At 34.3% G+C, this 16,553-nt stretch carries 11 protein-coding genes and 1 pseudogene; 8 read left to right on the top strand and 4 right to left on the bottom strand.

From position 1 onward, the window contains the following. Nucleotides 1–84: 84 nt before the first annotated feature. Together glcP and C1H58_RS02430 are read right to left on the bottom strand one after the other, a co-directional pair. Nucleotides 85–1,437 carry a glucose transporter GlcP gene (glcP, locus tag C1H58_RS02435; protein ID WP_165545213.1) on the bottom strand — a complete coding sequence of 451 codons (1,353 nt, stop codon included), beginning with the start codon at nt 1,435–1,437 and terminating at the stop codon, nt 85–87. A 321-nt stretch (nt 1,438–1,758) separates the two neighbouring features. Then, on the bottom strand, nt 1,759–2,760 hold the full coding sequence (locus C1H58_RS02430; protein WP_165545212.1) for an acrylyl-CoA reductase family protein: 1,002 nt from the start codon (nt 2,758–2,760) through the stop codon (nt 1,759–1,761). Nucleotides 2,761–3,046: 286 nt separating this feature from the next. Between C1H58_RS02430 and C1H58_RS02425 the strand changes: the two genes are divergently transcribed. The 5 genes and pseudogenes from C1H58_RS02425 to C1H58_RS02410 all read left to right on the top strand — a co-directional run bounded on the left by C1H58_RS02425 (nt 3,047) and on the right by C1H58_RS02410 (nt 10,881). Further along, nucleotides 3,047–3,736: a hypothetical protein gene (locus C1H58_RS02425; protein WP_165545211.1), complete on the top strand. Its 690-nt coding sequence runs from the start codon at nt 3,047–3,049 to the stop codon at nt 3,734–3,736. 463 nt (nt 3,737–4,199) lie between these two features. After that, on the top strand, nt 4,200–5,804 hold the full coding sequence (locus tag C1H58_RS02420) for an L-lactate permease (protein WP_165545210.1): 1,605 nt from the start codon (nt 4,200–4,202) through the stop codon (nt 5,802–5,804). Nucleotides 5,805–6,541: 737 nt separating this feature from the next. Next, nucleotides 6,542–6,638, top strand: a pseudogene (locus tag C1H58_RS12535) (YSIRK-type signal peptide-containing protein); the annotation flags it as partial. An 8-nt stretch (nt 6,639–6,646) separates the two neighbouring features. Next, nucleotides 6,647–9,184: a fibrinogen-binding adhesin SdrG C-terminal domain-containing protein gene (locus tag C1H58_RS02415; RefSeq protein WP_481864906.1), complete on the top strand. Its 2,538-nt coding sequence runs from the start codon at nt 6,647–6,649 to the stop codon at nt 9,182–9,184. An 83-nt stretch (nt 9,185–9,267) separates the two neighbouring features. Beyond that, the gene (locus C1H58_RS02410) at nt 9,268–10,881 is read left to right on the top strand and encodes a poly(glycerol-phosphate) alpha-glucosyltransferase (RefSeq protein ID WP_165545208.1); all 1,614 of its coding nucleotides are present in this window, start codon (nt 9,268–9,270) and stop codon (nt 10,879–10,881) included. A gap of 27 nt (nt 10,882–10,908) precedes the next feature. Here C1H58_RS02410 and C1H58_RS02405 read toward each other — a convergent pair whose 3' ends face one another. Further along, nucleotides 10,909–11,088, bottom strand: a complete 180-nt coding sequence (locus tag C1H58_RS02405; RefSeq protein ID WP_060829464.1) for a hypothetical protein — start codon at nt 11,086–11,088, stop codon at nt 10,909–10,911. A gap of 79 nt (nt 11,089–11,167) precedes the next feature. Here C1H58_RS02405 and C1H58_RS02400 point away from each other — a divergent pair, with 79 nt between their 5' ends. Next, nucleotides 11,168–12,616 (top strand): Mur ligase family protein, encoded by a 1,449-nt coding sequence (locus C1H58_RS02400; protein ID WP_165545207.1) that lies wholly within the window; start codon nt 11,168–11,170, stop codon nt 12,614–12,616. A 226-nt stretch (nt 12,617–12,842) separates the two neighbouring features. Next, on the top strand, nt 12,843–13,187 hold the full coding sequence (locus C1H58_RS02395; protein ID WP_165545206.1) for a hypothetical protein: 345 nt from the start codon (nt 12,843–12,845) through the stop codon (nt 13,185–13,187). A gap of 66 nt (nt 13,188–13,253) precedes the next feature. Here C1H58_RS02395 and C1H58_RS02390 read toward each other — a convergent pair whose 3' ends face one another. Then, nucleotides 13,254–14,435: a glycosyltransferase family 4 protein gene (locus tag C1H58_RS02390; protein ID WP_165545205.1), complete on the bottom strand. Its 1,182-nt coding sequence runs from the start codon at nt 14,433–14,435 to the stop codon at nt 13,254–13,256. 601 nt (nt 14,436–15,036) lie between these two features. Here C1H58_RS02390 and mqo point away from each other — a divergent pair. After that, complete coding sequence (gene mqo, locus C1H58_RS02385) at nt 15,037–16,542, top strand: malate dehydrogenase (quinone) (protein WP_165545204.1); 1,506 nt, start codon at nt 15,037–15,039, stop codon at nt 16,540–16,542. Nucleotides 16,543–16,553 lie beyond the last annotated feature (11 nt).

Genomic DNA, 16,553 nt, shown 5'->3' with positions numbered 1-16,553 from the left:
TAGAAAAGCGAAGAAGAGACCAGTCATCGAATGTTGTGATTTTTCTAATGAACAAATAGGGAATCTACACTGTCTCTTTATCCATTATTTTTTTACATCCGCAACAGTTGCGTTTGTACGTTGACGTAAATCTGCCTCTATTTGTTCTAAGCTACGTCCGCGTGTTTCTGGTAAAAATTTAACAACAAAGAAGAGTGCAACCACACCGATAACCGCAAAAATTAAAAATACTTCTTGAATTTCAAGTACTTCCGTTAGAAGTGGGAATAGCTGTGCTACGAGTAAGCTACCAATTGAAAGAACAAGCGCCGCAATACCTGTTGCTGCACCACGTGCACGCATTGGGAATAATTCCGGAAGCATAACCCATAAAATAGGTCCCCAAGAAATACCGAAGAAAATAATGAATGTAGTCAAACAAATCATCATAATCCATGCTGCACTGTTCACACCCATAATCCAAATAAGGATACTCATAATTAATAATGAAGCCACCATACCAATGTTACCGATAACGAGCAGTTTTTTACGATCGACTTTATCAATAATGAATATCGCAACAATCGTAACTAATACGTTGACAACACCAATACCAACTGTACTTAAAATTGCGGTAGAGTCTCCTAATCCTGCTTTCGCAAAAATTTTAGGTGCGTAGTAAATAATCGCATTAATACCAATCAATTGTTGTAACAATGCAAAGACACTACCAATAATAATAGTAGATAACAGCCATGGAGATTTTAAAACAGTCCATGTACTGTCTGAGATAGCATTGATTTTTTTCATGTTTTCAATTTCACCGTCAATTTCAGAAGCGGGATATGTTAATTTCATTACATCTCTTGCTGCTTTTTCGCCACGTTTTTCTAATAACCAACGCGGACTTTCTGGCATGAAGATGACACCAATCATTAATATTAATGAAGGAACGACAGCAAGACCAAGCATCCAACGCCAACCTTCAATAGGTGCAAAAGCATAATTGACAAGATAAGAAGATAAAATACCAATAGTAATCATAAGTTGGTTTAAAGAACTTAAAGAACCCCGAGCTTCTGTTGGCGCGAGTTCAGAAAGATAAACAGGCACAATCGCTGTAGAACCCCCAACGGCAAATCCAATTACTAAACGTCCAATTACGAGCACTTCCATCGATGGTGCTGAAGCTAGGATGAGTGCACCAATAATAAAGACGATAGAAATAATAAAAACTAGACGACGACGTCCAAGCTTTTCTGAGAGTGGGCCACTAAAACCCGAACCAAATATTGCGCCAACAAGCATAGATGAAACTACTAATCCTTCAGTGAAAGGATTTAAATGAATATCATTCTTTAAATAAAGGAGCGCTCCAGAAATAACACCCATATCATAACCATATAAGAGTCCACCGAGTGCGCCGATGAAGAAAATAAGCTTTTTATTAATTTTCATTTTGTAACCTCCCGTACTATTATGCAATACAAGTATACGCTTTCATAAGATATTAGTAAATTGTAAATATTGAATTTATGAGAATAAAATAATTTATATTAATTATCAACAATTGAAAATTTAGGAGAAGGCAACAAAAATTTTTATGGGTCATTTTAAGTAGGGAATGATGATAAAAAGGGAAGTTTTGAGTTCGTTGGTGTATGGATTAAAGCATTAATGGGTTGGAACAGAAATCAAATCGATTTCTTGGCTCCAACCCATTAATGTAGCATCAAGCAATTGCTGATGTAGTTTGCTTTTTATTTTCATTACAACATTTTAGTTGTTTGCATCAGGACGTAGATCTACAACAATGCGCCCGATAAAATCATGATTTTGTACACAATCTAAACCGTCTTGGAGTTGTTCAAAAGGAATCACATTTTTTACATCATGCAAATAACGTGGTTTTAAATCTTTTGATAGACGACGCCATAAGTGTTGTCTACGTTTCATAGGGAATGAAACAGAATCAACACCGATGAGACGGATACCACGTAAAATAAATGGAAATACAGTACTTGAGAAAGTATTACCGCTAACGTTTCCGCTTAAAGCAACAGCACCATGTGGATGGATACGTTTTAAAACTTCAGATACAGTTTCGCCACCTACAGGGTCAATCGCTGCTTGCCATTGCGTGTGTGTCAGTGCTTTTTCAGTCACGTCTTCCACTCTAGAAATAACTTCTCTCGCACCTAATTCTAAAAGTTTTTCGTGGTAATCTTTGTGGCCAGAACTTGCAACGACCTTGTAACCAATTTCGTTCAACATCATTACAGCCATTGAGCCTACACCACCAGTTGCACCACGAACAAGTACTGGACCGTTAGTTGAAGTGATTTTGTTATCTTCTAACAACTGTATTGACAGTGCAGCTGTAAAACCGGCAGTCCCGATAATCATCGCTTCTTCAAGCTTTAAATCATCAGGGAGATGAACAAGCCAATCGCCACTCACACGTGCAACTTCACTAAATCCACCGTAATGAGAAACACCTAAGTCATAGCCAGTTGCAATAACTTTATCTCCTTCTTTAAATGATGGGTGTTCAGATTCCATCACTACACCAGCTAAATCAATACCCGGTATCATTGGGTATTTTCGTATGATTTTGTTGTGAGCACGTGTGGCTAACATATCTTTAAAATTGATACTTGAATAATGCACACGAATTGTCACATCACCGTCAGGTAAATGGTCTAGTGTTATTTCTTTAAAATCTCCTACGAATTGATCCTCGTGTTGATCAACAAGAAATGCTCTGAAAGCTTGAGCCATGGTTCTAATCCTCCTCAGTTTTTATCCGTACACACTTTACCAAAAAGTCAATCAAATAACAATAAAGTTGCTCTTTTTAAAATAATGATAACTTTATTATGTTTTATTAAAAATACGAACAAAAAATAAAGGAATATTCAGTACTATAAAAATAGATATCAAGAAACAATTGTAGAAATAATTTAGAAAAAATTTAACAAAAAAAGTGTTTGTCGTTTAAAATAATAGTGTATAAAAAAGTGATAGACGATTTTATACTATAGAATAGAATTTGGAGGGAAACATCATGAAAAAGGTACTTGCTAGTTTGTTTGCATTATCAATTGTTTTAGCCGCATGTTCAAATGATGAGGATAAAGAACAGAAGAAAGATGACCATGCTAAGCAAGAGCAGTCTACTAAACAGGACAAAAATGATCACAAAGAACAAGCATCATCCAAATCAAAAGATGAATCCACTTCGTCTGATCAAGCTAAAACGTCAAAATCAGATGCCAATAATCAAAATAATGATCAGCAATCAGAAATGAACAACCAAAACACAGAAGGCAAGCAGCAACAAGGACAGCAAAATGATCAAAGCTCAGGTACACAAGCCAATGGACAAGCTTCAAATCAACAACAAGATAACAGCCAAAATGAACAAGCATCTCAAACAAAATCGCAATATGTAGCTCCTTACCAAGGTGAAAATGTTGTACCAGTCGCTCAAAATATTGCGAGAGAAAAAGTCAATCGTCAACAAGCACTTCAAAACTTACCGAACTTCCAAGTCGCATTAGATTCAGCACGTCAAGAAGTCAGTCAATTGAATGGTCAACAGAATCCATATAATGACTATGCATTACAAGGTGCTGCTGGCCAATACAGTTACTTATTTAGTTTTATTAACCAAACACAGCCTGGCACATATGTCATTGTAACAGTGGATCATACAGGTGCTGCAAAAATTATTGACCCAGCATACCGTCAATAATAGGGCTATTTTGCAAACAATGTGATACTATTATTTAAAAGTTTAATAGCAAATTTAATGAAATCCTTACATTTAGCGATTATACCTCTTGGTGCATCGCATAAAAATTAAATGTAAGGATTTTTTGTCGATTGGAAAATACAGTTCGAATTTATAAGTTAATCGTGCGATTTAAACTCGTTCACGATGTCAAATACACTTGGAGTGCAAAGCTGGTATCGAAAATATACCATTGCAATTGTATAACACAACTTATATAATCTTAAATAAATCGTCATTTATATTACAAATTTCATTTTAAATTTTTAGCATGCAGTTCAAAACATCTGTTTTTGATTTTTAAGAATTTTCATATACATATTGAATTGCGGCCTTTAGAATGTTATATTTTATGTGAAAACAATCACATGTTTTGGCATGACGATTGCATATAAAAATAAATATTGAAGGTAGATGAAAAGAGATGTTAGTAGAGAGTTATGATCCATTTCACAATCTTGCAATTTCTGCATTAATTGCAAGTATCCCGATCATTTTATTCCTGTTATGTTTAACAGTCTTTAAAATGAAAGGAATCTACGCAGCTGTGACAACACTTGTTGTGACACTTGTGATCGCATTATTCATATTCAAATTGCCAGTGGGTGTTGCTTCTGGTGGTATCGTAGAAGGTTTTTACCAAGGTATCTTACCGATTGGCTTCATTGTTATTATGGCAGTTTGGCTTTATAAAGTTATTGTTGAAAGTGGACAATTTTCAGTTGTTCAAGACAGTATTACTACGGTTTCTGAAGACCAACGTATCCAATTATTACTCATCGGTTTTGCATTTAACGCATTTTTAGAAGGTGTTGCAGGATTCGGTGTACCTATCGCTATCTGTGCGGTATTGTTAATTCAATTAGGATTTAAGCCATTACAAGCGGCGATGCTTTGTTTAGTTGCAAACGGTGCAGCTGGTGCTTATGGTGCCATCGGTTTACCGGTTTCTGTTATTGATACACTAGCATTACATGGTCACATTTCTGCTTTACAAGTATCACAAGCATTAAATCTAAGCTTACCTATTTTAAGTATCATTGTTCCTTTTATGTTGATCTTTATTTTAGATGGTATGAAAGGTATCAAAGAAACATCACCAGCGATTATTGTTACTGTTGTTCCGTTCGTTGTGTTACAAATCATATTTAACCAATTTTTTGGACCAGAGTTAGTGGATATTATTCCACCACTTGCATCAATGGCAGCTTTAGCTTTATTTTCTAAGAAATTCCAACCGAAAAATATTTTCCGTTTGAATAAAGATGAACAAAAATTAGAAGTGCCACATCACTCAGCAAAAGAAATCATTTTTGCTTGGAGTCCATTTATTATCTTAACAGCATTAGTACTTGTTTGGAGTTCTAAATCATTCAAAGGTTTATTTGCTGAAGGTGGCGCATTGTCATTCTTCAACTTACAATTTGGCATTCCAGGTACTAACAATGACGTTTCAGGTCATCCAATAATGTTGACTTTCAACATTATCAACCAAACTGGAACAGCATTATTGTTAGCGGGTATCATTACAATCTTGCTTTCGAAAAAAGTCAATTTCAAACGTGCAGGTGCATTACTTGGCGAAGCGTTTAAAGAATTATGGTTACCTATTTTAACGATTTGTTTCATTCTTGCCATTGCTAAAATTACAACATACGGTGGTTTAACAAATGCAATGGGTGAAGGTATTTCAAAAACAGGTAAAGTCTTCCCATTCTTGTCACCAATTTTAGGTTGGATTGGCGTATTTATGACAGGATCAGTAACAAACAACAACGCATTGTTTGCACCTATCCAAGCTTCTGTAGCACCACAAGTTGGCACAAGCGGGGCATTACTCGTTGGTGCGAATACGGCAGGGGGTGCGATTGGTAAATTGATTTCACCACAATCAATCGCCATTGCAACAGCAGCAGTTAAACAAGTAGGTAAAGAATCTGAACTATTAAAAATGACTTTAAAATATAGTGTAGGATTATTAATATTCTGGTGTATCTGGACATTTATCCTATCTCTTTTATTAAGTTAAGTTTTAATCAATTCAGCGCTGAGATGAAAATCTCAGCGTTTTTTTTATACTTAGAAAAGGGGAGAATGAAAAGTTAAAATGTAAATGAATAATGTGAGCCATGCCTACAAGTCGTTATTATTAGACCTAATATACAAATATTGATTACTTGGGTGGGTTTATTAAAAAATTTTTAAACAAATATTAATGGAGATAATAGGGCTTTTTATGCACATGCACATATCGGTGTGGCAATGGAAAACGTTAATTTACTATAACAAAATATTAATTTAACAATAGTATTTAGATATAGGTAAAAAATAGATAATTAAAATTAAAGAGTAAGCATCTCAGGAAGTGATGAAGATCACAAAATGGGGTGCTTTTAATTTCGATATCCAAAGGCTCAAAATAAAAGTATATAGCAGAAAACAAGAATACATTCTATTTGATTATACATTTAAAAAAAATTTAGAAATTTTGACGTGATTAATATAAATATTACATATGAATATTTAGAACATGTAAAAAGTTATTGTATGCCATTAGAGACTATAAAAGTATAAATTTTTATATATTTAAGTTGTCAATAAAAATGTATATGTAGTAGTATTATCATTCATTTTTTAATAGGTTGCTCAATTCATAATTACTATAGTAACTTTGTTGTAGAAATTACAGACTTTTTTAATTCTTTATTTTAAAAGGATTTCAGGTCTGTAAGTAAGAAAATATATCTTTTAGGAGGTTTTATCTAAATGAAAAAATCGAAAAGACTTGATTTTTTACCCAACAAGTTAAACAAGTATTCTATTAGAAAGTTTACTATAGGTACCGCGTCAATTTTAGTAGGCGCGACTTTATTGTTTGGATTATCTGATGACGTAAAAGCAGATGAAATTTCTGATAGTACATCTCAACAAGGAATTAATAAAAATGGAAATGAAAGCAGCGAAGAAAATAAGAGCAACTCAGAAATAACACCTAAAGAAAATAGTGAATTAAGTAATGCTGAGTCGCAATCGACACCAGTTAATGCAAATGAAGTAATTAAGAATTCAAATGGTGAAAATTTACAAGAAAAACCTAATGTAGAAGTAGAAAACAATTTACCATCAGCACGTAATAATGAAGATGAATTTACTTCTTCTAATAAATCTACTGATTCAACACCCCCAGATTCTGAGAATTCCCAAAAAGTAGAAGAAAATAATCAAAACACCACAACTGAGAAATCAAATAATTCAACTAACTTAAAAGATGTTAGTTCTGTAGAAAATACAAATCTAGTCTCTAATAACCAGAATGCAGTTACTACAGAAAGCCAGCAAAGTATTGAAAAATCAAAAGAGAAGGATAACGCTAATAATAGCAAAGAATCAGTTACTCGAAATAAAGAGAGCAACGAAGCAGATTCAAATGTTAATCAAAAAGAACCTAAAGTTAGTGCAGTCTCATTCAGAGCAGCAAATGAAAATGTAGACACAAATACGACTTCTGGGGAGTTAGTAAATAACAAAGTTAATATTGAAAGCTTTAGATTTAATAATCAAACCATTAATCCAAATAAAAGTGGATATACAGGGTTTGAAGCTTTATTTAAAATTGAAGGTAATATTAGAGAAGGCGACTACTTTAACTTTATCTTACCGCATAACTTAACTGCTGATGGTGATATTGATTATAGTAACTTAAACAATACTATGAGACTTCCAGATTTGAAAAACTACAATGGTCAAGTTGTAGCGACAGGAAGTTATAATACAGTCAATAAAGTCGGAACTTACACTTTCACAGATTTTGTGAATGATAAAACAAACATTTCAGGGCAGTTTAATTTACCAATCTTTACAGATAGAAAGAACACACCTAATAGTGGTAATTATCCGCTAACTTTTACTATTGCAGACAAAAAATATAATTCAAATATTAATATTGATTATGGTAGCCCAGTTCAAGGTCGACCAGAAAGATTCGGAGCAAACGTAACTTCTTTTATTACTGAGATAGATAAATATTCAGGCAAAAATGAATATAAGCAAACAATTTACGTAAATCCTAAAGGTAATCAAATTTATAATTCACTTGTGACATTACAGGGGTATCATACTGATCCTTCAAATAGTAGTACTATTTTAAATTCAAAAGATACTAATATAAGAGTTTATGAAGTAGTTGATAACAGAGATTTATCAGAAAGCTATTATGTTGATCCAAATGACAACAATTTAATAGACGTGACTAATGATGTAGCTCCTTACATCAAAGATAATGGCGATAATACAATCAGTATTAATTTTGGCAACATTAATAAAACATATGTTGTTTTAGTAGATGGTCACTATGATGAAAGTGGTAAAAATGTAAAAACTAGAGTTATAGAAGAAAATACAGATCAGTTCGGTGGAGTAAGAAGTTCATTTTACTGGGACAATGAAAATATTTTAAAGCAGGGCTCAGGATTAGCAGATGGTGAAGAAGGTGATGCGGATGCTGACGCTGATGCGGATGCTGATGCAGATGCGGACGCTGATGCCGATGCGGATGCTGATGCGGATGCTGATGCGGATGCTGATGCGGATGCGGATGCTGACGCCGATGCGGACGCTGATGCCGACGCTGATGCCGATGCAGACGCAGATGCCGATGCTGACGCTGACGCAGATGCCGACGCTGATGCCGATGCTGATTCTGATGCAGATGCCGACGCCGATGCGGACGCTGATTCTGATGCCGACGCGGATGCCGATGCCGACGCCGATGCGGACGCTGACGCCGATGCAGATGCCGACGCGGACTCAGACGCCGATGCCGACGCGGATGCCGATGCGGACGCAGACTCAGACGCGGATGCGGACGCCGATGCAGATGCCGACGCCGATGCTGATGCGGATGCCGACGCTGACGCCGATGCAGATGCAGACGCCGATGCCGACGCCGATGCTGATGCGGATGCAGATGCCGATGCTGATGCCGATGCCGATGCCGACGCCGATGCTGATGCGGATGCAGATGCCGATGCTGATGTGGATGCAGATGCCGACGCCGATGCAGATGCGGATGCAGATGCCGATGCTGATGCCGATGCCGATGCCGACGCCGATGCCGATGCGGACGCAGACTCAGACGCTGATGCCGATGCAGATGCCGACGCTGATGCGGATGCAGACGCCGATGCAGACGCCGATGCAGATGCAGACGCGGATGCAGATGCAGACGCCGATGCAGATGCGGACGCTGATGCGGACGCCGATGCAGATGCAGACGCCGATTCTGATAAAGAAAAATTACCAGATACTGGTGAAAATAATCAGAACACTACATTATATGGAACTTTACTTGCAGGATTAGGATCTTTAGCGCTATTGGGTCGTAAAAAACGCCGTAAAGATCAGCAATAGAATAATAAGACAATAGCAATCGAGGGGACTTTAAGTTCCCTCGATATATTTCTGAAATATTCTATTTTATGGAGGTATAAGTATTGAAAGAAGTAGTTGAAAGGTTAGTAAATAAAATAAATAGTGATTTTAATAACTTTGAAGAAGTGTTTATTAGTATTGGACACCCTAATATAAAGGCATATGTAAAATACATTAAAAATACAGAAGAAATAACTAAGCAGTTATTAAAGCAAATTAAGCAATATCAAAAAAAGACTTCTGCCATTCCTAAATGGATAAAAATTGATGTGGTTACTAACAAAAAAGTAATTACTTTCAATGATTTAGAGAAAAAGTTGATTGATACAAGAAGAAATTATGTAGATTTTGGTTTTTCTTTGGATGATCAATGGGAGTTATCGTTTTTACCAGATGAAATAAACGCAAATGCTTTTGTAAGACCATCTAAGCAAGATAAAAATATATTGGAAATTGCTGAAAATAATGTGACGCATTACTTGAAAAAATTCAAAAAGTTAAATAAGAAATTTAAAGTTGCTAACTATAAAAATAAAAATGTAATTGTTTTTCGAACTAAAGGCTATTTTATTGAAGAGGGACAGTTCATAGAATTGAATGAAAATAAAGAGATGCAAGGTATTAGAAAAGTCGATAACTTAAATATTGAAATAGATAAATTAATAAAGACAAGCTCTCAATATTTACAAAATGAAATATTACCTAATGGAAAGTATAGATATGGTCGTTTTCCACATTTTGATAGAGAGATAAACTATTATAATGTTTTAAGACATTCATCTTCTACCTACTCATTAATAGAAAGCCTAGTTTATTTAAATAAGGATATAGCTATTGCGACTAAACCTTTAAATTATATTATTGACCACTGTTATTATGAAAAAAATAATGAAGGTTATATTTTTGATGACACAAATTCCATTAACGAAATTAAATTAGGTCAAAATGCCGCTTTTGTTTTTGCTATATGTGAATATTTAAAAACAAATCCAAATGATGATAAATATTTAGAGTACGCACAAAAAGTAGCTCAAGGAATTTTAGCGATGATTAATAAAAATAATATGGAAACAATTCATGTACTGAATTATCCTGATTTATCTATAAAAGAGCATTATAGAGTGGTTTACTATGATGGAGAAGCTGCACTTGCTTTATTGAGGTTATATCAGATAGATAATAATCCGCAGTGGTTAGAAACAGTTGAAATCTTATTTGAAAAGTTTATTAATGAGAAGTATTGGAAATATCATGATCACTGGCTAGGTTACTGTACAAATGAACTTGTAAAGATTATTCCTAAAGAGAAATATTTCAAGTTTGGATTAGAGAATATAGCGCATTATTTAGATTATATTTATCACAGGGAAACTGCATTTCCTACTTTTTTAGAGTTGCTTATGGCGACTTATCATTTAGTTGAAAAAGCTAAGAAAAATGGCTGTGAGTCTTTAGTAAATGATATTTTAGACGAGGAAAAATTTATGAATACTATTCACAAGAGGGCTGATTATCAAAGGACTGGCTATTTTTACCCTGAAATTGCAATGTACTTCAAAAATCCAAAATCAGTGCTAGGCAGTTTCTTCATTAAACATCATGGCTATCGAGTTAGAATTGACGATATAGAACACTATCTATCTGGATATATACAGTATCAAAAAGTTTTTAAGTAGGGCACAAATAAGGTATTGCATATAGAATTATAGGAACAATCTTACCAAGCCAATAATCGCCATGAGTAAAACAACACCTAAATAGAAAGCCCTAGCCTTACTCGTCTTCGAAGTTTTCAAATTGTTATCATCAGTATTAGTTTGACTATATTCAAGTAATTCGGCTTCAATTTGCTTGTTAATTTCATCTAATTCTTTGTTATTCATAATTTCACTCCTTATTAAAATAAATTATAAACTATTATTTTATACAATACAAATATGTAATACAAAGAGGTAGGGCACTATGTATACCATAAAAGACATTAATAAAATTATAAATGGGAAAATTTTCGATTTAAAAGAAAATAAAAAAATAACTGATTTTGAATACCAAATGAACTATGTTAGACAATCAAACACTGCATTCTTTAGTATAAGTAAAGAAACATGGAAAAAATGGTTAGGGAAAGAACCTCAGATTTCATCAGGATATGAACAAATCAAACAAATTACACACTTTCCGGAAGTAATCATTACAGAAACTTATTATCATGATTTGAATCAAGTAATTCCGCAAATAGTTGTTCAAGATACAATTCAAGCAATGCAATTACTAGGTAAATACTTTAGGGAACATTTTAGTAACCCTATCATCGCAATAACCGGATCAATGGGGAAAAGTTCTACAAGGTTAATGATTGGAGAGGCATTAAACAACCATACTATATTACAAAATAGAGGTAATGCTAATACAAGAATACCTACATTACTTAATCTATGCAAATTAGCAAGTAATCCAGATTTTGCTGTTTTTGAAATGTCATTAAACGCACTAAACAATAAAGGGAATTTATCATTATTAGTAAAACCTGATATTTCAATTGTTACAGGAATTGGTGAGGCACATTTAGCTACAATTAAAAATACTGAAGAGATTGCACGCTTTAAGGCGAGAATATTTGCAGGACAAAATGAAGGAGGCAAGGCAATTATAAATGCGGATACGCAACATGCCAATTTATTGGAAAGGTTAGCCAGTTATCATGTTGGTCATGTTATAACATATAGTGTTAATAAAGAAGAGGATATAGTTATTGAAGAAAATAAGGGCTTTACAAATTTTAATTTTAAACATGGTCAAGAGGCAATAAGTTTTAAAATTAATACGATAAGCCGAGGTATGATATCAAATGTTTTAGCGACTTTAAATTTGTTGAAGTTATTAGATGTTAATATAAAACAAAGTGTAAGTAGACTTTCTAGGTTTCAACCGTTTAAAAAGGTATTAGAAATCAAGGATATAAACACTCCACATCTTAATACAACATTGTTGGATGATACGCACAATGCATCCTTGCCAGCAATGATTAATGCAATAGAAGCATTTAATCATCAATGTCGCTTTTATACAGGAAATAAGATAATAGTGTTAGGAAAGATTAGTGATTTAGGAATAGAATCTGAGAACATCCATTTGCTGCTTGTAGATATTCTCCAGAATTCTCAAGCAGATTATATCTTATGTATCGATAATGAAATGAGAAAAGTAGTTAATCATGTAAAAGGTAAAAAAATTACATGGTATAATGATCCGGAGCAATTACTTTATGACTTACAATATATGATAAATGAAGATGGATTGACTCTTTTAAAGTCATCAGTTACAGGTACTGAATTACCGAGAATAGCAACACGATTATTTTATAAATTACAGAATAATCGACATGACCTAAGGGGGGGGCCAGTTTTATAATCATATTCCTTTTTCTAAATCTTTCTTTTATCTGAATGAAAATAATAGAAATATAGTTGTTAATTCTACGTCAATTTCGATTGAAGGGCTTACTCCCTTAATCTATTATATCTATAGTCAAAAGAGGGAAATTAAAAAAGATAATGTAGTATTAAATAGGTGGCCAACAAATGATGCAACTTATTTTGAAGGAAAGAAAATATCGTATCCAGCTTTAATCGAATCAATGTTAAATAAACCACACCCAAGTTTAGTTTATCAATTGGCAAAGGAATTATTTAATAATGAAAAAGAACGTCGAGAATATATCATTGAATTTATTAAAAGTCATCGTTTGTCATATTCATCATCAGTCAATGTGACTGGTAGATATAGAGAGAAAGAAAGGCAATCATTTTCAATTCAAGATTTAGAAAAATTATACAAAGCATATGATAAGCTTCTATTTAAAAACACCAATCATGTAATTTTTGGTGATAAATATTTACATGGTATTATTAAAACAAAACAAGGTGTACTTCTATTTTCTATGTTTAGTTCATTAGAATCCTTAATATCTGAAATGTTATAAGCATAAAATCTTTTGTATAAAACAAAGCCATTCAAAGATTAAACAAATATCTTTGAATGGCTTTTATTATGAGTTTATATTGTGCGACTGAACGACGGTATCTATAGTATCTATAAATTGTTGATATATGGCTTCTGGTTGGTAGTTGTCTACAGTTTTATAACCATTTTGTATAATCGGTTTAAGGTATTTAGAGCTATCATATTCCATGATTTCTAATATTTGCATTGCCAATTGTGAAGGTTGGTGGTGTGGAACCAAAAACCCATTTTGACCGTGATTTATGATTGATTCGGGTCCGGTGTTGCCATCAAAACTAATCACGATACTCCCCTGATTCATCGCTTCCAAAATGGTCATGCCAAACCCTTCGTTGCGTGATGGTATGCAAGTGATCTTACTTTCAGCAATATAGGTACTTAAGTGTTGCGTTGTTGGACGTAAAAAGATTAAATCTTGTATACGTAAAAAATTGATTTGTTGTTGTAAGGCTTCTTTTTCACTACCATCACCAAAAATTGAAACAGTGTAACCAAAGTCTCTTAAGTCATCTTGAATTTCAAAAATGGCTTGTATTAATAGATCGAATCCTTTTTCATATTCAAATCGACCTGCGGCAATAATTTGTCGCTTTTTCATAATATGATGGCGCTTTTCATCAATCATATTAGTAACGACAAAAATTGGAATATCCAAGTATTCAGCATAGCGTTTTTTATCTTGAACCGTTAAAGTTGTCACTGCGCTGAGTTGTGGATAATAGGTCAGAATTTCATCTTTAAATTCAGGAGAATGGGCATCTAAGTTCATATGTTCCATTCCTATTGTTACTTGGTGAGGATTACCAAATCGAGCAATTAATATGTTATGGCTTGCACGCGTGCCGACAAAAATATCTGAATGATCATTTTGAATGGCATGGATGATTTTTTTCTCAATATAACTTGAATATTGACGATAACCGGGCTCGTATTTGGATAAATATTTTGGTTTTAATAACGGTGTAAATTTACGAATTCGGTTGGCAGCGAGTGGCATCAAGTGACGTATTCTGAGTTGATAATGGATGAGAGGCTTGACGATGACACGTGAGTCAAGATCGAAATAGGGTTTATCTTTAGATTTGAAAATAGAAATAATTGTCACTTGGTGTCCTTGACGAACGAGTTGATTCGCGAGGTTTGTAATTGTTTTTACTGTACCGCCAACTGCATAAATGTTATGCATTAAAAAAGTGATAGACTTCATGTCGCATCCCTCAATTGCTAGCTTTTTATATATTATATCATTCTTAAAATCATTAGTGTTAGAGAAGTGATAATTTTATTCGGAATATTTGAAAATTTATACATACATAAAAATGTTAATTTGTTTGAAACTAAAAATAGTAGTATTAAAAATTCACAATTTTAATCGCTAACGCTTTTTTCTTCTATGATTAAGGTATATAATTGAAGTAATAATCATCATGATGGGTGTACTTTTAGGCACATTTATCAAACAATTTTGAAAGATTGATGATGATTCATTTGAGTCAATGTGAGTTTGAGGATGACGCTGTCACCAAGTTACATCAATTTTTACATATTTCGCGGTGAGATGTCGCAATCCATTTGATTACGCACTCACGCTTAACAAAGGGCAAAGCTGGGAATATGAACAATCGCACACTTAAGTGTGGTCGTTAGTTGATACGTAGTCAGTGACGCACTTCAATTGCTGCTTAAACTAAAGCAGTTAGAAGTTGAGCGCACCTCACGGGATAGGATGTGGCAATGGAGCCTGGGTTAAAATTGTCTATCCCACATGCAAACAAATGATTTAAAACGAAAAGGGGGACTGGATTGTTATGAACAATTTACATAACAAGACAGATGTCGTACTTATCGGCGGCGGAATTATGAGTGCAACTTTAGGCACATTACTAAAAGAGTTAGAACCAGATTGGGATATTAATGTTTTTGAACGCTTAGATGAATGTGCGCAAGAAAGTTCAAATGTATGGAATAATGCGGGGACAGGTCATTCTGCATTATGCGAATTAAACTATACAAGCGAAAAAGAAGACGGCACGATGGATATTTCTAAAGCGATTAAAATTAACGAGCAATTTCAAGTGTCTAAACAGTTTTGGTCATATCTCGTAAAAAAAGGGCAATTACAAAATCCTGAAGCATTTATTCGTACAGTACCTCATATGAGTTTTGTAACTGGGGAAGAAAATGTAAGATTTTTAGAAGCGCGTGTAAAAGCGCTCCGTGAAAATGTACTGTTCCAAGGCATGTCTCTAGCAGACGATTTTGAAACGTTAAAAGAATGGGTGCCTTTAATGATGGAAGGCCGTGAAGATAAAACGATACCGATTGCGGCAACGCGAGATGAATCGGGTACAGATGTCAATTTTGGGGCATTAACACGTAAGTTATTGTCACAAATTAAAGCCAAAGGGGGCGCACTGTATTACGAACATGAGGTGTTAGACTTAAAGCAACATAAAGATGGGACTTGGACTGTGAAGATTAAAGATTTAAAAGAAAATCGTGTTTTTACAGTGTCATCTAAATTTGTTTTCATTGGTGCAGGGGGCGCAAGTTTACCGTTATTACAAAAAACTGGTATCCCTGAATCCAAACATATCGGGGGCTTCCCGGTAAGTGGGCTGTTTTTAGTATGCAAAAATCCAGAAGTTGTGCAAAAACATAAAGCCAAAGTTTACGGTAAGGCTGAAGTAGGTGCACCGCCTATGTCAGTTCCACACTTGGATACACGTTTTATTGATGGTGAACGCGCATTATTATTTGGTCCTTTTGCAGGTTTTTCACCTAAATTTTTGAAAACAGGCTCATATTTTGATCTCATTAAATCAGTGAAGCCTAATAATGTCACAACCATGTTAGCAGCGGGTGCGAAAGAAATGGGATTAACGAAGTATCTGATCCAACAGCTGTTACTTTCAAATGATCAAAGAATGGCGGATTTAAAAGCCTTTGTACCAACCGCACAAAATGAAGACTGGGAAGTAGTTGTAGCTGGTCAACGTGTTCAAGTGATTAAGGATACTAAAGAAAAAGGTAAAGGTACGCTTCAATTTGGTACGGAAGTGATCACTTCTAAAGATGGTACACTTGCTGCACTTTTAGGCGCATCACCTGGTGCTTCTACAGCAGTTGCTGTTATGCTCGACATTTTACAACGTGCATTTCCAAGTCAATTCAAAGAATGGGATCCACGTGTAAAAGAAATGGTACCTTCATTCGGTAAGCGTCTTACAGATGAAATCGAACTTTTCAAATCTTTGAATCATGAAATTTCAAAACAATTAAAATTAGATGAGTCTGGTACATTATTAAGTTGACAGTGACTTAT

This window comes from Staphylococcus sp. 191, assembly GCF_011174885.1.
Lineage (GTDB): Bacteria > Bacillota > Bacilli > Staphylococcales > Staphylococcaceae > Staphylococcus > Staphylococcus coagulans.
The sequence above is the reverse complement of the archived record's forward strand: the minus strand, read 5'-3'. Positions and strand labels throughout refer to the sequence as shown.